Source organism: Lachnoanaerobaculum sp. OBRC5-5 (genome assembly GCF_000296385.1).
In the GTDB taxonomy this organism is placed as follows: domain Bacteria; phylum Bacillota; class Clostridia; order Lachnospirales; family Lachnospiraceae; genus Lachnoanaerobaculum.
Genome location: NZ_JH815185.1, coordinates 2,189,729 through 2,213,545, shown reverse-complemented (window position 1 = coordinate 2,213,545; position 23,817 = coordinate 2,189,729). Strand labels below are relative to the sequence as shown.

At 36.6% G+C, this 23,817-nt stretch carries 17 protein-coding genes; 14 read left to right on the top strand and 3 right to left on the bottom strand.

All coding sequences use genetic code 11. The features are described 5' to 3' along the window. The 9 genes from HMPREF1135_RS10300 (at window position 1) to HMPREF1135_RS10260 (ending at window position 10,025) form a co-directional block, all read left to right on the top strand. Entirely contained in the window at window positions 1–1,257 is a 1,257-nt protein-coding gene (locus HMPREF1135_RS10300) for a YidC/Oxa1 family membrane protein insertase (RefSeq protein ID WP_007594918.1), read from the top strand. A 10-nt stretch (window positions 1,258–1,267) separates the two neighbouring features. Further along, window positions 1,268–2,200, top strand: a complete 933-nt coding sequence (jag, locus tag HMPREF1135_RS10295) for an RNA-binding cell elongation regulator Jag/EloR (protein WP_007594917.1) — start codon at window positions 1,268–1,270, stop codon at window positions 2,198–2,200. Between the two features lie 100 nt (window positions 2,201–2,300). Beyond that, window positions 2,301–3,671 carry a tRNA uridine-5-carboxymethylaminomethyl(34) synthesis GTPase MnmE gene (gene mnmE, locus HMPREF1135_RS10290; RefSeq protein ID WP_007594916.1) on the top strand — a complete coding sequence of 457 codons (1,371 nt, stop codon included), beginning with the start codon at window positions 2,301–2,303 and terminating at the stop codon, window positions 3,669–3,671. Between the two features lie 32 nt (window positions 3,672–3,703). After that, window positions 3,704–5,593, top strand: coding sequence for a tRNA uridine-5-carboxymethylaminomethyl(34) synthesis enzyme MnmG (gene mnmG / locus HMPREF1135_RS10285; protein WP_007594915.1), 1,890 nt, complete (start codon window positions 3,704–3,706; stop codon window positions 5,591–5,593). After that, window positions 5,586–6,311, top strand: a complete 726-nt coding sequence (gene rsmG / locus HMPREF1135_RS10280) for a 16S rRNA (guanine(527)-N(7))-methyltransferase RsmG (protein ID WP_007594914.1) — start codon at window positions 5,586–5,588, stop codon at window positions 6,309–6,311. The genes mnmG and rsmG overlap by 8 nt, the downstream gene beginning before the upstream one ends. Window positions 6,312–6,697: 386 nt before the next feature. After that, window positions 6,698–7,642, top strand: coding sequence for an alpha/beta fold hydrolase (locus HMPREF1135_RS10275; RefSeq protein WP_034243131.1), 945 nt, complete (start codon window positions 6,698–6,700; stop codon window positions 7,640–7,642). A 172-nt stretch (window positions 7,643–7,814) separates the two neighbouring features. Then, the gene (locus HMPREF1135_RS10270; RefSeq protein WP_007594911.1) at window positions 7,815–8,585 is read left to right on the top strand and encodes a ParA family protein; all 771 of its coding nucleotides are present in this window, start codon (window positions 7,815–7,817) and stop codon (window positions 8,583–8,585) included. 2 nt (window positions 8,586–8,587) lie between these two features. Continuing rightward, window positions 8,588–9,517, top strand: a complete 930-nt coding sequence (locus HMPREF1135_RS10265; RefSeq protein ID WP_007594909.1) for a ParB/RepB/Spo0J family partition protein — start codon at window positions 8,588–8,590, stop codon at window positions 9,515–9,517. 4 nt (window positions 9,518–9,521) lie between these two features. Then, complete coding sequence (locus HMPREF1135_RS10260) at window positions 9,522–10,025, top strand: DUF4446 family protein (protein WP_007594907.1); 504 nt, start codon at window positions 9,522–9,524, stop codon at window positions 10,023–10,025. 38 nt (window positions 10,026–10,063) lie between these two features. Here the strand turns inward: HMPREF1135_RS10260 and HMPREF1135_RS10255 are convergent, their stop codons facing one another. Continuing rightward, window positions 10,064–10,606, bottom strand: a complete 543-nt coding sequence (locus HMPREF1135_RS10255; RefSeq protein ID WP_007594905.1) for a biotin transporter BioY — start codon at window positions 10,604–10,606, stop codon at window positions 10,064–10,066. A gap of 497 nt (window positions 10,607–11,103) precedes the next feature. Here HMPREF1135_RS10255 and HMPREF1135_RS10250 point away from each other — a divergent pair, with 497 nt between their 5' ends. From HMPREF1135_RS10250 to tuf, 5 genes are all read left to right on the top strand, one after another. Further along, the gene (locus HMPREF1135_RS10250) at window positions 11,104–17,547 is read left to right on the top strand and encodes a MucBP domain-containing protein (RefSeq protein ID WP_007594903.1); all 6,444 of its coding nucleotides are present in this window, start codon (window positions 11,104–11,106) and stop codon (window positions 17,545–17,547) included. Window positions 17,548–17,767: 220 nt separating this feature from the next. Next, a complete protein-coding gene (rpsL, locus tag HMPREF1135_RS10245; RefSeq protein WP_007594901.1) occupies window positions 17,768–18,187 on the top strand; it encodes a 30S ribosomal protein S12 in 420 nt (139 codons plus the stop codon). 140 nt (window positions 18,188–18,327) lie between these two features. Next, window positions 18,328–18,798: a 30S ribosomal protein S7 gene (gene rpsG, locus HMPREF1135_RS10240; RefSeq protein ID WP_007594900.1), complete on the top strand. Its 471-nt coding sequence runs from the start codon at window positions 18,328–18,330 to the stop codon at window positions 18,796–18,798. A 14-nt stretch (window positions 18,799–18,812) separates the two neighbouring features. Then, window positions 18,813–20,930: an elongation factor G gene (gene fusA, locus HMPREF1135_RS10235; protein WP_007594899.1), complete on the top strand. Its 2,118-nt coding sequence runs from the start codon at window positions 18,813–18,815 to the stop codon at window positions 20,928–20,930. A 106-nt stretch (window positions 20,931–21,036) separates the two neighbouring features. Beyond that, on the top strand, window positions 21,037–22,236 hold the full coding sequence (gene tuf, locus HMPREF1135_RS10230; protein WP_007594898.1) for an elongation factor Tu: 1,200 nt from the start codon (window positions 21,037–21,039) through the stop codon (window positions 22,234–22,236). 116 nt (window positions 22,237–22,352) lie between these two features. Here the strand turns inward: tuf and HMPREF1135_RS10225 are convergent, their stop codons facing one another. Next, complete coding sequence (locus HMPREF1135_RS10225) at window positions 22,353–23,216, bottom strand: DUF3881 family protein (protein ID WP_007594896.1); 864 nt, start codon at window positions 23,214–23,216, stop codon at window positions 22,353–22,355. Beyond that, window positions 23,216–23,752, bottom strand: a complete 537-nt coding sequence (locus HMPREF1135_RS10220; RefSeq protein ID WP_007594886.1) for an acyl-CoA thioesterase — start codon at window positions 23,750–23,752, stop codon at window positions 23,216–23,218. Before HMPREF1135_RS10220 ends, HMPREF1135_RS10225 begins: the two co-directional genes overlap by 1 nt. Window positions 23,753–23,817 lie beyond the last annotated feature (65 nt).

Genomic DNA, 23,817 nt, shown 5'->3' with positions numbered 1-23,817 from the left:
TTGGACGTTGTACTGTTAACAAAGTCATCCACACCTGTTATAGGTTGGTTTGCTGAAATACTTGGATTTATAATGAATCTGATATTTGATTTGGGAATCACAAATATCGGTGTCGCTATTATAATTTTTACACTGGTAATCAATATAATAATGATACCTTTGACTATAAATCAGCAGAAGTCACAAAAACTTATGGCTGTAATTCAACCTGAAATAAAGGCCATACAGGATAAATATAAAGGAAAAACAGATAATGAATCGGCAATGAAGATGAATGCTGAGACAAGAGCTGTGTACAGTAAGTACGGTACAAGTATGACAGGCGGTTGTCTTCCGCTTCTTATACAGATGCCTATATTGTTCGGACTTTATCAGGTTATATACAGAATACCGGCATATGTAACAAGTGTTCGCAGCGTATTTGAGACTGTGGCTACTTCACTTATGCAACAGTCTGATTATATAAATAAGATAAGTGATTTGGCAAAAGCTGTAAGACTTCCTATAGAAAATAATGACTATACGGTTACAAATAAAGTAATAGATTTATTATATAAATTTACACCTGAAAAATGGACTACATTGTCAGAGACTTTCCCTAATATGAGTAATGTCTTGGAGACAAGTATTCCTCTTATTAAGCAGATGAATTCATTCCTCGGTATTGATTTATCGGTGTCACCATGGCAGGGAATGAACAATATAAATGTAGCATGGATAATACCGATATTGGCAGGAGTTACACAGTTTATATCAACTAAGGTAATGACAACAAACCAGCCGAAAAACGGAGAGCCTGAGAATGAGATGGCAAAACAGATGCAGAGTATGAATACTGTAATGCCTATCATGTCAGTAGTATTTTGTTTTACTCTCCCTGCAGGTATCGGTATATACTGGATAGCTTCAGCACTTGCAAGAACAGTCATTCAGTTACTTGTAAACTACAGACTTAAAGATCTTGATATTGATAAGCTTGTAGAGTCAAATCTTGCAAAGCAAAATGCAAAGAGAGCAAAGCAAGGACTTCCTGCATTAAGCGCAAATAAGAAAGTCATCGAAAATGCAAAGCATATGGATGAAATTGAAAAGCAGGAAAAAGAAGAAAGAGCAAAAAAATACGAAGTGAATGCCAAGAATTTAAAGGATTCAACAGAGTATTACAATAAGGATGCAAAACCGGGTTCACTTGCTTCAAAGGCTAATATGGTAGCCAAGTACAATGAGAAGCAGGCAAATTCTAAGAAAAATAAATAGGAGGAAAGAGATGGACAGTGCTAGAGTTTCAGCAAGAAATTATGATGAAGCTTTAACCAAGGCTTTAATAGAGCTTGGAACCACAAGTGATAATGTGGATGTAGAGATAATTGAAAGAGGCACTAATGGATTTTTGGGAGTTTTCGGTGCAAAGCCATGGACTCTTAAGGTTACAATAAAGAAATCTGCTGATACAGATAAAAAGAATTCATCAGAAAAGAAACACGAAAAGCAGAAGGAACAAAAATCTCCTATTGAGAAAAAAGAAGTAGAGAAAAAGGAAACTGTAGAACAAAAGGTAGAGACTGTTGTAGAAGAAGTTACAGTAGAAGAAAAAGAGACATCTGTACAGTCTGAAGAAGCTGTAGACGAATATGCACAGTTTTACGGTGAGGAAGAGCCTTCTTATACAAGCAGACGAGTACTTACAAATGATGAGCTTGAGCAGATAAGAGATAGAGCTGATGCTTTCTTAAAGGATTTCTTTGCAGCAATGAATCTTCCTGCACATGCGGTATATAATTTCTCATTTAAGACAAATGAGCTTTCTATCGTAATAGAGAGTGAAGAAGACTTAGGCGTATTGATAGGAAAAAGAGGTCAGACTCTTGATTCACTTCAGTATATATTGAGCCTTGTAGTAAATAAGAGCAGCGAAAGCTATATAAGAATAAAGCTTGATACTGAAAACTACAGAAAAAAGAGAAAAGATAAACTTGAAATGCTTGCAAAGAATATAGCGGCAAAGGTAAAGAAAACAGGTAAGTTCACAGAGCTTGAACCTATGAATGCTTATGAGAGAAGAATCATACATGCTGCACTCCAGGGAGACAATATGGTATCTACAAAGAGTGTAGGTGAGGAACCTTTCAGACATATAACAGTTTATCCGAAGAAGAATTTTAAACAAAACAGAAGAAGCCCTAAAAGGGAAATACAATAAAAATTAGTCTTGTGAAAGAGGGCTGTTAATAACATAGTTATTGATGGTCCTCTTTTATTTCAGTAACAATATAAAGTTAATAAAATAGGATTATATAAATATGAAGAGAACAGATACTATTGCCGCTATAGCAACAGCACTTGGAGAAAGTGGAATAGGCATAATAAGAATAAGCGGAGAAGATGCCGTAAGTATAGCTGATAAGATATACAGCGGAAAGAAAAGACTGATTGAGGCGGACTCACATACTATCAACTACGGACATATATTTTTCGGTGAAGAGATAATAGATGAAGTTTTGGTAATGCTGATGAAAGCACCGAGAACATTCACAGGCGAAGATACAGTAGAGATAAACTGTCATGGTGGTATATTGATACTTGAAAAAGTATTGCATGCAGTACTGGAGTCGGGGGCAAGGATGGCACTTCCTGGAGAATTTACAAAGAGAGCCTTTTTAAACGGAAAGATGGATCTAAGTCAGGCGGAAGCGGTCATAGATATAATAGAGGCAAAGAATGAACTGGCATTAAAAGCCGGAATCAGACAGCTAAACGGAGCTGTGACAGAAAATATAAAGACAATAAGGGCTCAGATACTGGAGCAGATTGCATTTATAGAAGCCGCACTTGACGATCCTGAACATTATTCACTGGACGGATACAGTGATAAACTCAAAAAAATAGTAAAGAAATTATATACAAGAATAGAATACTTAAAGAAATCATTTAAAGATGGAAGTATTATAAAGGAAGGTATAAATACGGTCATAATAGGAAAGCCGAATGCCGGAAAATCTTCCATTTTAAATCTCCTTTCAAGAACAGACAGAGCAATAGTTACCGATATAGCCGGAACAACAAGAGATACATTGACAGAGAATATCAAACTGTCAGGTATCAGTTTGAATATCACTGATACGGCCGGTATCAGGCAGACTGATGATGTGGTGGAAAGTATAGGAGTACAAAAAGCAATAGAGGCAAGTAATAATGCAGACTTGAATTTGGTGGTAATAGACGGACTTTTACCTTTAGATAAAGAAGATATAGAGTTGCTTGAAAGTGTAAAGGATAAAAATGCAATAATACTGCTTAATAAGTCTGATAGAGAGCTGAAATTAAGTGTTGAAGATATCAAGAAGTACAGTGATAAGGATGTTATAATATTCTCAGCCAAGGAAAATATAGGAGTAGATGAATTGGAGGATATGATCAAGGCTAAGTTTATTTCAAAAGAGATAAATTTCAATGATCAGGTAATTATAACAAATATAAGACATCAGGAAATAATAAATGAAGTATCGGAATCTTTGGAAATGTGTCTTTCAAGTATCGAAGAAGGATATGAAGAGGATTTCTTTACAATAGATCTTTTAAATGCCTATGAAGCATTGGGTGAGATAATAGGTGAAACAGTGGATGATGATGTTGTAAATGAAATATTCTCAAAGTTCTGTATGGGTAAGTGATATAATTGCATACAATTAAATAGAGGTAGTTAATGAATATAATAGAAAAAGTATATGATATTGTGGTAGTCGGAGCAGGTCATGCAGGATGTGAGGCGGCACTTGCAAGCGCAAGACTTGGACTGAAGACTGTAATATTTACAGTAAGCGTGGATTCCATAGCTTTGATGCCATGTAATCCAAATATAGGTGGTAGTTCTAAGGGACACCTTGTAAGAGAACTTGATGCACTTGGCGGAGAAATGGGAAAATGTATTGATAAGACATTTATACAATCCAAGATGCTTAATGCATCAAAAGGTCCTGCAGTGCACTCTCTCAGAGCACAGGCCGACAAGCAGGAATATTCCAAAGAAATGAGAAAAACCTTGGAGAATACTCCAAATCTAACTATATGTCAAAAAGAGATAACAAAGCTTATAATAGAGGATAATGTATGTAAAGGTGTTGAAACCGTATCAGGAAGTAAGTACTTTGCTAAAGCGGTCATTTTGGCGACAGGTACATATTTGAATGCAAGATGTATATATGGAGAGGTGGCTGAATATACAGGACCGAACGGTCTAAAATCTGCAAATCATCTAACATCTTCTCTTTTGAAATACGGTATTGATTTAAACAGATTTAAAACAGGTACTCCTGCCAGAGTTGACGGAAGAACTATAGATTACAGTGTAATGCAGGAGCAATATGGAGATAATCCGGTAGTACCTTTCTCATTTGAAACCGATCCTGAGAGTATACAAAAAGAACAGGTAAAATGCTATCTTGCATATACAAGTGAAAAGACTCATGAAATAATAAGAGAAAATATAGACAGATCACCATTGTTTTCAGGTGCTATAAAAGGAACAGGTCCAAGATATTGCCCTTCTATAGAAGATAAAGTTGTAAAATTCCCTGATAAGGACAGACATCAGATTTTTGTAGAGCCTGAAGGACTTTATACAAATGAAATGTATCTGTCAGGACTTTCAAGCTCTTTGCCTGAGGATGTACAGTATGCAATGATCAGGAGTATAGAAGGTTTTGAAAATGCTGAAATAGTAAGAAACGGATATGCTATTGAATACGATTGCATAGATGCCAGACAGTTAAAAGACAGCTTGGAGTTTAGGGCTATTGAAGGTTTGTTTGCAGCAGGTCAGTTTAACGGTAGTTCAGGTTATGAAGAGGCTGCGGTTCAAGGACTTATGGCAGGTATAAATGCATCCATGAAAGTTATGGGAAAAGAACCGGTTGTAATAGGCAGAGATCAAGGATATATAGGTGTACTTATAGATGATTTGGTTACAAAAGAAAGTCATGAGCCATACAGAATGATGACTTCAAGATCTGAATACAGACTACTTCTTAGACAGGATAATGCGGATATCAGACTTTCAAAAATAGGCTATGAAGTAGGACTTATCTCAGAGGAAAGATATCAAAGGCTTCTTGAAAAAGAAAGACAAATAGATGAGGAAATTGATAGACTGAAAAATATCCATGTAGGGGCGAATGCTAAAGTACAGGAATTTTTAGTAAGAAACGGATCTACACCTCTTCAAACTTCAGCAAATCTGGCAGAAATTATAAGAAGACCTGAGTTAAATTACGATCTTACAAAAGAACTTGATGAAGACAGAAAAGAACTAAGGAAAGAAGTCAGAGATCAGGTAAATATAAATATAAAATATGAGGGCTATATAAAAAGACAGGAATCACAGGTAAAGCAGTTTAAAAAACTTGAAAACAAGAAAATACCTGTAGATATAGACTATAATAATGTAAACAGTCTTAGAATAGAGGCGGTACAAAAGTTAAGCAAAGTAAGACCAAGCTCTATCGGTCAGGCGTCAAGAATATCGGGAGTGTCACCTGCAGATATAACCGTATTATTGGTATATTTAGAGACCTATAAGGAGAAAAAGAATGTATAATGATATGGTAAAATACTTATCGGAAAGCAATATTCTTGATGTTGATATATCTGATGAGAAAAAAGAAAAGCTGTATAAATTCTATGAAATCTTGGTTGAGAAAAATAAGGTTATGAATCTTACTTCAATAACAGAAATCAAGGAGTTTACATATAAGCATTTTATAGACAGTATTGCTTTGGAAAAATCCGTAAAAGATCTCGTAAGTAAGAATTATAATATAGCGGACATGGGTACAGGTGCAGGTTTTCCGGGAATACCTTTAGCTATAGTATATCCGAATCTTAATCTGACTTTAATAGACAGCCTTAATAAAAGGATAAAATTTATAAAAGAAACCTGTGAAATATTGGATATTAAAAATGTAAATGCAATACATTCAAGAGCTGAGGATATAGACAGAAATAAAGATTACAGAGAGAAATTTGATATATGTGTATCCAGGGCTGTTGCAAATCTGGCATCACTTTCAGAATATTGTTTACCTCTGGTAAAGATTGGCGGAAGTTTCATATCATATAAATCAAAGGGATATGAAGTAGAAATTGCCGAGGCACAAAAGGCAATAAAAGTGCTGGGTGGAGAAACAGGAAATATTGAAAAGTTTGAGCTGGGTGAATATGGAGAAAGAATTTTTCTTGATATAAAGAAAATAAAATCCACACCTGATAAATATCCCAGAAAAGCCGGTTTACCGACCAAGGAACCTATAAAGTAAATATATGTTTCACATGAAACATGTATTTTATCCATACAGTAATGTTTCATGTGAAACATTATACTGTATGGATTTTTTAATTGTATATATTATAGTCATAATGTATTTTTTAACATAGCAATATTTTAAGAAAGCACATATATCTCAATGATTTTAAGTTCGGTCCTTTTTAATAATATATAATTATAAATAATTGTATAATTTATAGTGTGAAACAAAGTAATGTTTCATGTGAAACATAAAAAATAAAAATTTATTTTAATGTTATCGCATTGATTAGAAAATACTAGTATGATAAAATATAAAAGTAATTATATATCGAATGAATATAAGTACAGAATTCAATTGTCGACTTATATTGTTCTATAAAATAAGGGGTTTAAAAAGTGAAAAAATACCTAAAAATTTTAACTGCTATGGTGATTTCATCCTCTACATTGATAGGTGTATCATTATTAAATAAAATTACAAAAATTCATGCAGTTTCAAAAAATCTTCTTGAGAAAGATAAAACAAAAGAGTTTGAATGGAGATTTGGAAATATAAAGTACAGAAAAAAAGGGCATGGTAATCCTATTCTGCTAGTACACTCTTTGGAGGTGGCATCATCATCCGAGGAATGGTTCAAAGTAATAGATAATCTTGCGAGAACACATACTGTATATACTATTGATTTGCTTGGTTGCGGCCTTTCTGAAAAGCCTTTTATGACATATACAAATCATATATTTTCCCAGTTAATCTCTGATTTTATAAAGGTAGTTATAGGCAAAAGGACAACGGTAATAACCAGTGGAAACAGCTCTTCTTTTGTTATTGCGGCATGTGATAATGACAGCACATTGTTTGAGAAAATAATACTTGTCTCACCTGAAAAATTGTCAAACGGTCATCTTATACCGGGAAAAAGGGCCAGAACATATAAAGCAATACTCAGTACATCAATTTTAGGAACTCTACTATATAATATAGCGGTATACAAAATTAATATAAAACATAATATAAAACCGAACTTCTATAAAAAAGAAAAATTCACAGATGATATGTTGGATAAATGTTATGAAGCTGCACATAGAGGTTTATCACCAAAGTCACTATATTCAAGTATTGTATGTTTTTATACCAAGAAAAATATAAAGTTTGAACTTTCTCAAATAGATAACAGTATAATAATATTTGAGGGTAGATTTAATAGAGATTCTTCGGATATAACCAAAGAATATGTAAAGATAAATTCTGCTATTGAAACTGTGATAATAGATGATTCCAACAAATATCCTCACATAGAGAATGAAAAGGAATTTTTAAAAGCTTTGAATATATATCTATAAAGAATGTTTCACGGGAAACATTTATTTAAAAAGATATTATATTGGAAATTCGAAAAAGGCAAGGAAATATATAGCTCTTTTCGGACAAAATAAAGAACTGAAATAATAAGAATAAAAATGTTTCACGGGAAACATAAATATAGAAAGGACAAGCAATTGCTTGAAGGATATTATGACAAAAATTATTTCATTTGCAAATCAAAAAGGTGGTGTAGGTAAAACTACTACTGCTGTTAATCTTTCAGCTGCTTTAGCGGAGGCAGGACAAAGTGTTTTGGCAATAGATTTTGATCCACAGGGAAATTTATCAAGTGGACTTGGAATAGATAAATTAAATACGGAAAAAACTATATATGAAGTTATTATAGGTGATGAAGATATAAATGATACCATACTAAATACCGAGGTGGAAAATCTTGATATTATTCCAAGTAATGTAGATTTATCCGGTGCGGAAATTGAGCTTTTGGAACTTGAAGACAGAGAAAGAACTTTGAGAAGAAAAATCAGTGAAATATATAAGCAGTATGATTATATATTAATTGACTGTCCACCAAGTTTGAGTCTTTTGACTATAAATGCTTTTATGGCATCTGACAGTGTGATTATTCCTATTCAATGTGAATATTACGCTCTTGAAGGATTAAATCAGATGCTTAGAACAGTAAATCTTATAAGAGAAAGACTGAATCCTACACTTGAAATTGAAGGCATTGTATTTACAATGTACGATGCAAGAAATAACTTAAGCGGACAGGTTATAGAAGGTGTTAAGAGCGTTATATCTGATGAGAATATTTTTGAAACTATAATACCGAGAAATGTTAAATTGGCGGAGGCTCCCAGCTTCGGTATGCCAATAACAGAATATGACACTACTTCAACCGGAGCACAGGCATATAGAATGTTGGCATCAGAAGTACTAAGTAAAAGCGGGAGGTAAAAATGGCAAAGAGAATGGCACTTGGAAAGGGAGCTGATGCTCTTCTTAGAAATATCAACGGAACCAAAGCGGCTATTGACGAAACAACTGACAGAAATATAGAAGAAGATGCAGGTAAAGGCGCCGGTGAGTTAATGGTGAAAATCTCATTGGTAGAGCCGAACAGAGATCAGCCCAGAAAGATGTTTGATAAGGAAAGCCTTGATGAACTTGCAAATTCGGTAAAACAATATGGAGTATTACAGCCTATATTGGTGAAAAAAGTAGGTAACAGATATGAAATAGTTGCCGGTGAAAGAAGGTGGAGAGCCGCACAGGCGGCAGGACTTTCAGAAGTTCCGGTAGTTGTCAGAGATTATGATGAGCAAAAAGCTAAGGAAATTGCTATTATAGAGAATATTCAGAGGACAGATTTGAACCCTATTGAAGAAGCTTTGGCATATAAAAGTTTGATTGAGGAATATAATTTAACTCAGGAAGAATTATCGGATAAGGTGGCAAAAAACCGCTCTACTATTACCAATTCTCTAAGACTTTTAAAACTCAGTAAAAATATACAGCAGTATATGATAGACGGGCAGATATCTTCAGGACATGCAAGAGCTTTGTTAAGTCTTGAGGATGAAGGAAAAAGAGAATTGCTTGCTTTGGATATAATTAAGAGAAGTCTCAGTGTAAGAGATACTGAAAAAGCTGCAAAGGCTTTATCAAAAAAGAAAAAGGTAGATCTTGAAGAGTTAAGTAAGGGGGATGATGATACTGCAAGAGATTTATCTTTATTTTATAAGGAGTATGAAGACAGCATTCAGGGAGTTCTCGGAACGAAGGTGCATATAAACCAGAAAGATAAAAATAAAGGAAGAATAGAAATAGAATATTATTCTCAAGTAGAGCTTGATAGAATAATGGATATTTTTAAGACATTAGGATAAAAAGATGATAAATTTGACAATTGATAATAGAGTTTTGTTTGGCTTTATCCTGGTGGTGGCTATTTTTAACTTTATATTATTTATATCTATGGTAAAACATAGAGTAAAGTACAGAAGACTTTTCAAGAGTTATGATAATTTTATGGCGGGCAAATCTGCAAAGAATCTGGAGGATATTATAATTCTGCTTAGAAAAGATATCCGCAGTTTAAAAAGTGAAAGCAGATTAAACAGAGATGCCATAAGAGAGCTGAACAGACTTGAAAGAAACTGTCTGCAAAAAATGGGAATATTGAAATATGACGCATTTGAAGGGATGGGTGGTAAATTAAGTTTTGCACTCTGCCTTTTGGATTACAGAAATTCCGGATATATAATAAACAGTATTCACTCCAGAGAGACTACTTTTAATTATATAAAAATAGTTGAAAACGGTCAGACAGATCAGGTACTTACAGATGAAGAAAAAATAGTATTGGAGCAGGCTTTGGGCTATAGAGAAAGATAAAAATACGGCTATGAAAATTAAATTTCATAGCCGTATTTTTATATATTCAATTTATTCAATCTTTTACTTATCTCAGGTCCGATAATAGCTGCAACAGCAATTTTTATTGCATCTCCTATTAAGAACGGTACCACACATAATAATAGTGAAGCTATAAAGCCTTTTCCCTGTTGTAATGAAAACCACATTGTACCAAGGAAATAACAAATTCCAAGTCCGATTATCATCCCTATAATATCAAAGGCAATACCCTTCTTTAAATGAATAAAAACTGAACTTGCATATACTGTAAATAAAAATCCTATAATATACCCACCTGTAGGTCCAAGTACTTTTCCGATACCGCCTGAATATCCTGAAAAAACAGGCAATCCGAATATACCAAGTAATAAAAAGATAACTACCGATATAAGAGCTTCTACAGGTTCAAGTACATATGCAGTCAGATAGATTGCAAGTACGCCTAAAGAAATAGGTACCGGACTTATAAAAACAGGTACGGATATTGGTGATAAAATACATAGTATGGCTGTCATAAGCGATACTATAGCCATTTTCTTTATTGTAATAGTCTTTGCCATAAAAATCTCCTACTATAAAAATAAAATACAAGAAGATGATATTATAAAAAAGGATAATTGTCAACCTAAAATATAACAAAGTTAACAATTTAAACAAAACCTATTTATTAAAATGATTAATATTGAAAAAATGTCAGGTACACCAAAGTAAAGATAAATATTGATTTGATAAAAACTTTCAGTATTCTACAAATGAATGAATAGAAAATCATCACAAAAAACAGTATATGATTATTTGTAAAAACCTAAGATGAAAAATATCTGTAGTTTTTCAAATAAATAATGCTATTTGCCAAAATTTTTGAATAGGTATGAAAAGAATAGAATTCATTTCTTTAAAATGTTATGCTATATAGGTAAAGAAATGTTTTAAAGAGTTACATGTTATATAAATTTTTGCTGAAATGTAGCTCTTTATTTAATGCAGAAGACTCGGTATTTAGACTTGAAACACGGCAAATATAGGGTGATAAAATAAAAAAATATGGAGGTGTATTTTGTTTAGGATTAGTAAAAAAGTAAATATTCTAATATTTACTATATTAACGATTCTTTTTTTGATATCAAAATTCTTCGCTATAGATACGTTGGCTATGGGTGGTGGAACTTCCGCTACTACGAATATATCGTATGTTGAAGGAACTCAGACTACTTCCCTTCCGGGAAAGCCGGAATCGTATTATTTGAATGTAACTGTTTCAAGTGATACTTATATAGAACCGTATTCAATAATATATTTAAAAAGAAGTGAGTTTAATCAGCCAAGACCTGCTGATGTATCAGGCTCTCCTACTATAAAGAATGTGTCTGTGACATGGGATGCTGCATATTGGAAAATAAAAGTTGTGTATAATATACTGGCACCGGGACCGATGGTATCGAATCCGTTCAGAGCCACTATGACAAGTCGTAAGTTTGCAAATGGTGAGACAGCTACATTAGAGACCAGACTTTTTACAAAGGATGGTGTAGAGCTTGCAAACAACACAAAGCAATTTACTGCAGAAACCTATGTTATGGGTGTAAACAGCCATGATGATGGAACTATTAGAGGCTGGAGTAGAGGTGGAACAGATACAAATGTGATTATATCCGATGATGAAACAGATGCAAACCACTCACATATAAAGAATGGATTTACAGATACCTGGTATACATATGCACAAAACGGTACAAAGCATGTAAATGATACAGAAATAACAGCTAGTAACTACGGTGCAGACAGAAGAAAGACAAGAACAATCCTTACTTTGCCATCAAGTATTATATGGGATCCGAGTCTACCGGATAATGCAGACTGGACATATGACCCTGTAGCGCATACCATAACAAAAGATATTGATATGCCGCCGGGTGCAATAAGCTATTTTACAAAGTTTACTGCAAAACATGACGGTACTCAAAGCGTAAATGCATCCAATTATACAACTGTTTATATACCACAGACCAACTATCTTATAAATGATGACGGTAGTGTGGATATTAGTACTGAAAGAAAATCAAGGGTTTATAAATCCTATAGATATGCTCAAAAGATTTATCTTTTTAAGTGGAATATATTCCCTGAAACAGATTCAAGCGGTCAGAATAATAATGGTGACAGATATGTACACTTAGGAGATAATGACGGTAAAAACAAATGGATGATAAATGTATCACAGTATTGGGGTGCTACTCCTGTTACAGGATCAACAGTAAAGTTTAAATCAATACTTGATACCCCTAATGAAATGGTGGATTTTACCGGTTATGGTTTCAGAGTTTGGGAATCAATGTTTGATGCGGCAAATCTTGCAAAGTTAAATCAAAATAAGCTTATAGGAATAAATGATGACGGCAGTGAAGAAGTTATTGCTACCAATATAAATTATACTCCTGTAACAAATAAGGTTGATTACTTTAAATGGGATACTGACCATTCTATGACAGCAAAGCATTATAAAGCAGTAAGACTTGATTTCAATGATGAGATAACTATTTCAGGTTATGCAGAAAACGCTGTTGGTTTATTTTTAGAGACAAAACTTACTCCTCAGGCAGTAACAACTATTGAAAACAGACTTGCTGCAGGACAGCTCTATACAGCATATAATAGAGGAAGGGTTCTTTCAAATACAGGAGACAGTATGAGAGACGCTGTGATAAGGAGACATTATCAAAGAGATTATGCAAAAATCAGAATGGATAAGCACTCACAGAATATCAATGGTAATCCTTCTCTTACAAATGTTCAATTAGGTGATAAGATAAATTATCATGTATATACGGTTTATGATGCATTTGTCGGTGTGGATAGAACTGTGCAAAATGCAAAGATTATATTCCTTGTGGATCCGGAGCTGGAGTTTGACAGTGCATTGCACCATAATTATCAGGCTCAATATAGATTTACCCTAAATACTACACCACAGAGAGTGGATAATTATAAGGGTACCGGAAAAACAGCATATGTGTTTGATTTAGATAATTTTACACTGCCAAAGAGAACAAGTACTTTCAGTGGTGTAGATAGATTGTATTTTAACTTTAAGCCTACTACCAGTCTTGAAGGCGGTGAACACACTGTAGAGTCATTTATGACATGGGATAATAACTCAACAGATGCAAGCGGTTTTGCTCCAAATACAGTATATTCATCTTCAACAGTAGACTTCCTTGATAAGTACGATGCTAATAATAACGGAAGTACTACTGACAGGCTTTCATACCAGAGCTTTAAGTTTAACTTTATTCCGCCAAGGGCAGTTATCTTAACAAAGAAGCAAAAGCTTACTACAGAGACAAATTATAACAGTGCTATCAATGCGGAGAGCGGCGATATAGTAGAGTATAAATTATCAGCATGGAATAACTCCATAGATAATGCCAGAGAACTCAATGTAATGGATATATTCCCATATGAAAATGATAAGGAAATAGTAAAAGACGAGCACGGCAACTATGTAGCCAGAGGCTCAAAGATGTATCCTATCTTGCAAGGTCCGGTAACCGCACCTGCAGGCTATACAGTTTACTATTCTACAGACGCTCCGTCAGGAACAATAGAGGCAAATGCGGCAGCCAACTGGGTGCAGGCAGGAGCAATCACAGACTGGTCAAGCGTTACTATGTTTAAGGCTGTGATGAATACTTCTTATCAGTTGGTTCCGGGAAGTACGGACGTATTCACTTATAGAGTGAAGATACCTGAGACAAAGGAACTTGAAGCAGGTTCAAGTGCAAACAACTCGGTAGCTTCATGGTATGGAAACAATCTAAACGGTGCTTCAGAGTCACTTATCTCAAAGGTTACTATAAATAATTACATCATAGCCGGTAAGGCATACTATGATGTAGACGAAAACGGAAGCTACAATACGGGAGATATTGTAGCGGCAAACAGACCTGTAAGACTTGTAAAGGTGGACGGCGGTGTTGAGACTGTTATAGATACAATACTTACAGACAATGACGGAAACTATACATTTAAAGATAAGATAAGTACAGAGGGTGATTATAAGGTATATATTGAGACCTTAGCCGGAGATATTATCAGACCTTTAAATGCAAGTACGGCAACAATGATAGGAAATGACTTTACCAATACAGTAAGTCTTCCGTCAAAGATGAAGGAAAATCAGGTTCCTGTACCGAATGTAAACTGGGTAGAACTTGATGTTCCTCTTACAAGAACAAATACAAGTAAAATAAAGAACTTGGGACTTAAGTCTGTATATACAAATCTTGTTGTAAAGCATATAAAGAGGGAAGATAATACCGAACTTTCACCGACTGTAACAACAAGACAGCCAAACGGCACACCATATACAACAGCCCCTGTAACAGATAACTTCTATGAGGCGGAGACTCCTCTTCCAACAAATGCAAACGGAGAGTATGGACTTACAGATACCACAGTAACTTACTACTATGTAAGAAAGGCTGCGGGAGATGTGACAGTGCATCACTATGAGGAGAACTCTACAACAGAGCTTGCGACCACAGTAGTACAGTCCGGGGCAAATAAGCTTGGATTGGCATATACTACAAATGAGGAAACCATAAATAATTATGAGTTGGTAGCCCAGCCGGCAAATAAGAACGGAACCTTCACAGTGGCACCACAGACAGTGGATTACTACTATAGAAGAAAGAATGCAGGAAATATAACCGTTAAGTACTTGGAAGCAGGAACAAATACTCAGTTACATGCAGATAAGATACTGGACGGAACAAAGAAGCTTGGACTCCCATACTCGGAGAGCGCCGAGACAATAGCAAACTTTGACCTTGATACAACAAATCTTCCGACAAATGATAACGGAGTATATACTACAGCACCTATAACCATCACTTATTACTATAAGAGAAAGGATGCGGGAAATGTAGTAGCAAAGTATGTGGAGCAGGGAACGAATGTATCCTTAACAGCAGATGAGACCCAAAACGGAGCAGGAAAGCTTGGACTCCCATACACTACAGTAGCAAAAACGGTAGCAAACTATGAGTTGACAGCAAATCCGGCAAATGCAACAGGAACCTTTACTACAACAGAGCAGACAGTAACCTATGTATATAGAAGAAAGAATGCTGCAAATGTAATAGTAAAGCATCTGGAGCAGGGAAGTAACGCAGTGCTTTATCCTAATGAGGTATTAGACGGAACAGGAAAACTTGGATTACCATATACAACAAGGTCAAGGACGGCAGCCGAACTTCCAAACTATGAATTGGTAGCGGGAGTTCCTGCATCGGTAACGGGAAGCTATATAGAGCAGGCAACCCCTGTAGAGATAATATATCTTTATAAGAGACAGGATGCAGGTGATGTAACGGCAACCTATGTAGATGATATAACCGGAGATGTACTTCACGCCCCTGTAGTACAAAGCGGTACAAATAAACTTGGTCTTGCTTATGATACAGATCAAAAGAGCTTTGCAAACTATAATCTTATAGCGGTGCCTGCAAACAAATCCGGAACTTTCGGAACCGGAAATGTGCTTGTAGAATACAAATATAAGCGTGGAGATGCTGCAAATGTAAGAGTAAAGCATATAAATGCAATAACAGGAGCAAGCCTTGCCTCGGATGAAGTATTAAGCGGAACGGGAAGACTTGGACTTACTTATACAACAGCAGCAAAGACAGCTGCAGATTTGCCAAACTATGAGCTTGTAGGCGGTATGCCTGCAAATGCAACAGGAACATACCAAACAGGAGCAGAGATAGTAGTAACCTATCGTTATCAGAGAGAGAATGCAGGAAATGTAATAGCAACATATACTGATGAAGCTGACGGAAGCGCACTTCATGCTCCGGTAGGACAAAGCGGAGACGGAATGCTCGGACTCCCATATGATACGGAGATAAAGACCTTTGCAGACTATGATTTAGTATCAGTACCTGCAAATAAATCAGGCACCTTCTCAAATACAAATGTAACGGTATCATATGTATACAGAAGAAGAGATGCCGGAGATGTAACTGTAAATCATATAGAGGTTGGAACAGGTGATGTATTATATGCCTCTACAATACTTAACGGTACAAGAAAGCTTGGCTTACCATACAGTACAAACAGTGAAAACATAAATCTATACGATCTTATAACAGTACCTGCAAATGCAACAGGAGTGTTTAGTGTAGGAACACAGACAGTAAACTACGAGTATGCAAGAAAGAATGCGGGAGATGTAACAGTACATCATATATCAAAGTATGACGGAAGTGATCTTATAGCAAATGAAGTACTTGACGGAAGCAGAAAGCTTGGTCTTGCTTACAGCACAAGTATGGCTACAATACCTGACTATGAGATATTTAGCCTACCTGCAAATGCAAACGGAGTATACACAATTTCAAGCCAGAATGTAACTTATGTATATAAGAGAAAGGATGGAGGTGAAGTAAAGGCCGTATATGTAGATGAGGCGGGAGTAGAGCTTGCAAATGCTGAGAGTATATCAGGAGTGGAAAACGCAGGCCTTCCATATACAACAACAGCAAAAACAATAGCTCACTATGAACTTATAAGTATGCCTCCAAATGCAAGCGGAGTAATAACATCAAGTCCACAGACAGTAACTTATACATATAGAAGAAAGAACGGAGGAAACGTCAAAGTATTCTATGTGGATGAGGAAAGCGGAGAAGACTTGGTTTCACCAAAGGTAATAGACGGAGCAGGAAAGCTTGGCCTTAGCTATACAACAGATGTAGAAACAATAGAAAACCTTGATCTAATCAGTATGCCTGCAAATGCAAGCGGAGTATTTACTGAGGATGAGCAAACAGTAGTGTATGTATATAGAAGAAAGAATGCAGGAAATGTAACAATCCATTATGTAGATCCGGCAGGAAGAAGCTTAAGTGCGGATGATGTATTAAACGGAAGCAGAAAGCTCGGCTTACCATACAGTACAAGTGCAATAGAGATAAACGGCTATCACTTCTTAAGATCTGAAGGAAATACAGACGGAATCTTTAGAGTGGATGATCAGGAAGTAAGATATGTATACTTAAAGAATCCAAGTGTAATCATAATACCGAACCCTCTGATACCTGCAACCCCAAGCAATGTAACAATACCGGGAGACAGAAACAATGATTACATCATAAGACCGAACAGAGCGACACCGTCAACAGCAACAAGATCAAATGCAGGAAGAGGGGGAAGCGGAAGTTACGGAGGAAGTTCAAATGCAAGTATAAGAGCTGAAAGAGTGGTACAGCTTATAGACTCAGGAATAAAGAAAGAGAATCCTGAAGTTAAACCTATAGAAACTCCAAATGCACAGCTTGCAAACGTAGACAGACAGGTTGTTGAAAAAGGAAGTGCGGTAGGAAGAGAAAAGCTGCCTGTACCGAAGACAGAAGACAGAAACAATATATATATTTATCTGTTGATGCTTACATTATCTTTGACGGCTTTTGCAAAGGTAAATAATAAGGAAGACTAAATCTTTTAAATAAGTCCCGGCTGAAAGGTCGGGACTTATTGTTACATTGTAAGAAAATAGTCAGATTTATCACCGGTAAATACAATTGACAATACAGATTTATTTTAGTAGAATTAAATACTGTGTAAGTAGGCGATGATATTTGCACATACAGTGAATAGGCGATGATGTTCACTAAAACAAAAATGTAAAGCAACCAATAAAAAAGGAGGAAAAAGGAATGCCAACATTTAACCAGTTAGTTAGAAAAGGCAGACAGACTTCAGTTAAAAAGTCTACAGCTCCTGCTCTTCAGAAGGGATTCAACTCACTTCACAAGAAGTCAACCGATATCTCTTCACCACAGAAAAGAGGAGTTTGTACAGCTGTTAAGACTGCAACACCTAAGAAGCCTAACTCAGCGCTTCGTAAGATTGCCAGAGTTCGTCTTTCTAACGGAATCGAAGTAACAAGCTATATCCCGGGAGAGGGACATAACCTTCAGGAGCATAGCGTTGTGCTTATCCGTGGAGGTAGAGTAAAGGACTTGCCCGGTACAAGATACCATATTATTCGTGGTACTTTAGATACTGCAGGTGTCGCTAACAGAAAACAGGCCCGTTCAAAGTACGGTGCTAAGAGACCAAAAGATAAGAAATAAGAAAAAAGCTAGTCTTTAAAAAGAAAGCAAAGCTTTCAAATTAGATAGTGCCGATTTTTTGTTGGTTGCAAAAAATATAGGCACGAGGACGCAAAAAGCGAGTACCTGAGATCTAATTAAATATTAAGGAGGGAAGAAACGTGCCACGTAAAGGACATACACTAAAAAGAGATGTATTAGCAGATCCTTTATACAATAACAAGGTAGTTACAAAGCTTGTAAATACTATCATGTTAGACGGTAAAAAGGGTGTTGCACAGAAGATTGTGTACGGAGCATTTGATAAGGTTTCCGATAAGACAGGAAAGGATCCTGTAGAGGTTTTTGAGGAAGCAATGAACAATATCATGCCTGTACTTGAGGTAAAAGCGAGAAGAATCGGTGGAGCTACATATCAGGTTCCTATCGAGGTAAGACCTGAGAGAAGACAAGCTCTTGCTCTTAGATGGCTTACATTCTTTTCAAGAAAAAGAGGCGAGAAGACACAGATCGATCGTCTTGCAAATGAGATAATGGATGCAGCAAACAACACAGGTGCTGCAGTGAAGAGAAAAGAAGATATGCATAAGATGGCAGAGGCTAATAAGGCATTTGCTCATTATAGATTCTAATAGGAGGAAACCAATTGGCTGGAAGAGAATATCCTTTAGAGAGAACCAGAAATATTGGTATCATGGCTCATATAGATGCCGGTAAAACCACACTTACTGAGCGTATCCTATATTATACTGGTGTAAATTATAAGATCGGTGATACCCATGAGGGTACCGCTACAATGGACTGGATGGAGCAGGAAGCAGAGAGAGGTATTACAATTACTTCAGCTGCTACAACTTGCCACTGGACATTACAGGAATTTAACAAAGTAAAGCCGGGTGAAAAGGAAAATCGTATAAACATTATCGATACTCCGGGACACGTTGACTTTACAGTAGAGGTAGAGAGATCACTTCGTGTACTTGACGGTGCGGTAGGTGTATTCTCTGCAAAAGAAGGTGTAGAGCCACAGTCTGAAAATGTATGGAGACAGGCGGATACATATCATGTACCTAGAATGGCATTTATCAATAAGATGGACGTTATGGGTGCTGATTATTATGCAGCTGTAGAGCAGATTCATACAAGACTTGGTAAAAATACAATCATGCTTCAGATTCCTATCGGAAAAGAAGATGATTTCAAGGGAATTGTAGATCTTTTCGAAATGAAAGCTTATATTTACAATGACGACAAGGGTGATGACATATCTATCGTTGATATACCTGATGAGGTAAAAGACGAAGCTGAGTTATACCATGGGGAACTTGTTGAAAAGATTTGTGAGCTTGATGACGAACTTACTATGATGTACCTTGAGGGTGAGGAGCCTTCAGTAGAACAGCTTAAGGCTGCACTTAGAAAGGGAACTTGTGAGAACAGGGCAATCCCTGTATGTTGCGGTACAGCTTATCGTAACAAAGGTATTCAGAAGCTTATTGATGCTATAGTTGAATTCATGCCTGCACCGACAGACATCCCTGCAATTAAGGGTGTTGACCTTGACGGTAATGAAATTGAGAGACATTCATCAGATGAGGAGCCTTTCTCAGCTTTGGCATTTAAGATTATGACAGATCCTTTCGTAGGAAAGTTGGCATATTTCAGAGTTTACTCAGGAACACTTAACGGTGGTTCATATGTACTCAACGCTACAAAGGGTAAGAAGGAGAGAGTCGGTCGTATCCTTCAGATGCATGCAAATAAGAGAACAGAAATTGACAAGGTTTATTCAGGAGATATCGCAGCTGCTGTAGGATTTAAGCTTACAACAACAGGTGATACAATCTGTGACGAACAGCATCCTGTAATCCTTGAGTCAATGGAATTCCCTGAGCCGGTTATCGACATCGCTATCGAGCCAAAGACAAAGGCAGGTCAGGCAAAGATGATCGATGCACTTGCTAAACTGGCTGAGGAAGATCCTACATTCAGAGTTAAGACAGATACTGAAACAGGACAGACCATTATATCAGGTATGGGTGAGCTTCACCTTGAGATTATCGTAGACAGACTTCTTAGAGAGTTTAATGTAGAAGCAAATGTAGGTGCACCACAGGTTGCTTATAAGGAAACATTTACTAAGGCTGTTGACGTTGATTCCAAGTATGCAAGACAGTCAGGTGGACGTGGTCAGTACGGTCACTGTAAAGTTAAGTTTGAACCGATGGATCCGAACGGAGAAGAGACATTCAAGTTCGAGTCAACCGTTGTCGGTGGTGCTATTCCTAAGGAATATATACCTGCAGTCGGCGAGGGTATCGAGGAGGCTACAAAGTCAGGTATCCTTGGAGGATTCCCGGTACTCGGTGTACATGCAAATGTATATGACGGTTCATACCATGAAGTCGATTCATCAGAAATGGCATTCCATATAGCAGGTTCTATGGCATTCAAGGATGCTATGAGCAAGGCCGGTGCTGTACTTCTTGAGCCTATCATGAAGGTCGAAGTAACAATGCCTGAGGAGTATATGGGTGATGTTATCGGTGATATCAACTCAAGAAGAGGTCGTATAGAGGGTATGGAGGATATCCCAAGCGGTAAGCAGGTAAACGCATTTGTTCCGCTTTCAGAGATGTTTGGTTACTCAACAGACCTTCGTTCAAGAACTCAGGGTCGTGGAAACTACTCTATGTTCTTTGAAAAATATGAGCAGGTTCCAAAGTCTGTTCAAGAAAAAGTTCTTAATGATAAGAAATCTTAAAAACCCCGGTTGAGTAAGTTTATTAACTTGCTAAATCTTGGTTAATACTATATAATAAAACAAAATTTACTATTAATTTTAGGTTTAATTCAAGGAGGAATTAACAATGGCAAAGTCAAAATTTGATAGAACAAAGCCTCATGCTAACATTGGTACAATTGGACACGTAGACCACGGTAAAACAACTCTTACAGCAGCTATCTCAAAGGTTCTTGCTACAAGATTACCTTCAGAGACAAACAAGATTGTTGATTTCGATAAGATCGACAAGGCTCCTGAGGAGAAAGAGAGAGGTATCACAATCTCAACATCTCATATCGAGTATGAGACAGAGAAGAGACACTATGCACACGTTGACTGTCCTGGACACGCTGACTATGTAAAGAACATGATCACAGGTGCTGCACAGATGGACGGAGCTATCCTTGTAGTTGCTGCTACAGACGGTGTTATGGCTCAGACAAGAGAGCATATCCTTCTTTCAAGACAGGTAGGTGTTCCATATATCGTTGTATTCATGAACAAGTGTGATATGGTTGACGATGAGGAGCTTCTTGAGCTTGTAGAGATGGAGATCAGAGATCTTCTTAACGAGTATGAGTTCCCTGGTGATGATACACCTATCGTTCAGGGTTCAGCTCTTAAGGCTCTTGAGGATCCAAACGGTGAGTGGGGTGATAAGATCATGACACTTATGGATTCTGTTGACAGCTATATTCCTGATCCTGAGAGAGAGACAGATAAGCCATTCCTTATGCCTGTTGAGGACGTATTTACAATTACAGGTCGTGGTACAGTTGCTACAGGTAGAGTAGAGAGAGGTACACTTAACCTTAACGATACAGTAGAGATTCTTGGTATCCATGAGGATAAGAAGTCAACTGTTGTTACAGGTATCGAGATGTTCAGAAAGCTTCTTGATCAGGCTCAGGCCGGAGATAACATCGGTGCACTTCTCAGAGGTGTTCAGAGAACAGAGATCGAAAGAGGTCAGGTTCTTGCTAAGCCGGGTTCAGTAACTTGCCATAAGAAGTTCACAGCTCAGGTTTACGTTCTTACAAAGGACGAGGGTGGACGTCATACACCTTTCTTCAACAACTATCGTCCACAGTTCTACTTCAGAACAACAGATATTACAGGTGTTTGTAACCTTCCTGCAGGTACAGAAATGTGCATGCCTGGTGACAACGTAGAGATGACTATCGAGCTTATCCATCCTGTTGCTTGCGAGCAGGGTCTTAGATTCGCTATCCGTGAGGGTGGTAGAACAGTAGGTTCAGGTAGAGTTGCATCTATCATCGAGTAATTTAAAATAGAACAAAGGGTATTATATCGGTTATACAGTGATGTATCAGGGATGGTACTAGGTAATCTATAATACCTGCGTATAAAAAAGGGACTCCCGAAGGAGTCCTTTTTTGTTTAAATATTTATTTTACCATGCAGCCATACATTGCCTTTAAAACGTCGTCCTATTCGGGCTTCGCCCTGTAAATCATCCTTTTTTATAGCTACCGTAAATATAATATCACCGGATTCTATTTTAAGAAGCAATACACTTTCTCCGGTAATGGAATTTTCTTCCTGACTTATATCCAAAATATTGCCTATAATACTGTACATATCGGTTTCCATACCGAAGGGCATAAAGAGAGTATCCACTATACTGTAGAGGTCTTCATTTTGTATTCTTGTATTTAAAGTAGTGTAAGTGATCAAATCATCGGTGGATAGGGTATCTATAGCGGCTTCATCCCCCAGTTTTGCTGCTTCTATAAGCATATTTCTGTTCATAAGCTTCTGCTTTGAGATTTCCATCTGTGCCAAGGTCTTTTTTATCGGTAATAATATTTTTCCGTCTGCACAGAATCCGTAAAGAACGGTTGACTTTATTCTTGTACTTATATTGTCCAGATAGTCAAAGCTGTTTGAAAGTCTGAATATCAAAGACATACCAAGTCTGTTATCATCAATCATACCTGAATAAAAAGTACTGTCTATATGTCTTTCAATGCTGCATTTGGCAGTAGAACTGACAGCAGTATCTTTTATATAGGGAAAATAACCTTCTCTGACAAAGATACCGAGATTTTCGAGATAACCGAATATACAAAGTCCGAGTGAAGGAGAGATATTCTTTCGTATCTCCCAGAGTCTTTCTTTTTCAGTAGTGACTATAATCTTTGCAGATGCTATATTTTCTCTTTGAATCTTATCCAGAAGTTCCCTGACTTCCGTCTTCTTTTTATACATTGAGAAACCGATGCTTCTTATATAATTTTGCATTATATTCCCTCTTTTCTACGGGATTTTCTTATTTCATTTCGTTTTTCTCCTGCAAACCATTCACGTTTTTCTATATCGGTTTCAGGTATAAGTCTCGGTACTCTTGAAGGTTTTTCATCTTTTAATGCCACATAAACCAGATATGCCGTATTTACAAGCGATCTGTGGCCGGTGGCAAGGTCCTCAACATAGCTGTTTACTCTGACTTCCATGGTGCTGTTGCCTACATGAGTTACATTGGAAATAAGAATGGCAATATCGCCAAGGTGCAAGGGCTTGGCAAAATGTATATTGTCAATAGCAACAGTGGAAACAGGCATATTGCAATGTCTCTTTGCTGCAAGAGCGCCTGTAAGGTCTATCCATGAGAGCAAATCTCCTCCAAAAAGTCTGCCTGCCGCATTTAAATACCTTGGACTGACTTGATAGGCCTGTTCACATGCCGATTCTTTTACGGTTTTTGTAATATCACCGGGTTTTATACCGTCATTCCATGGTGAAAGATTTTGAATCATATCATCAGTTATATTTTCCATATTTACTCCTGTTTAAAATTTATAGGCTTTTAATTTATAATAAATTTATTATAAACTAAAGCCTA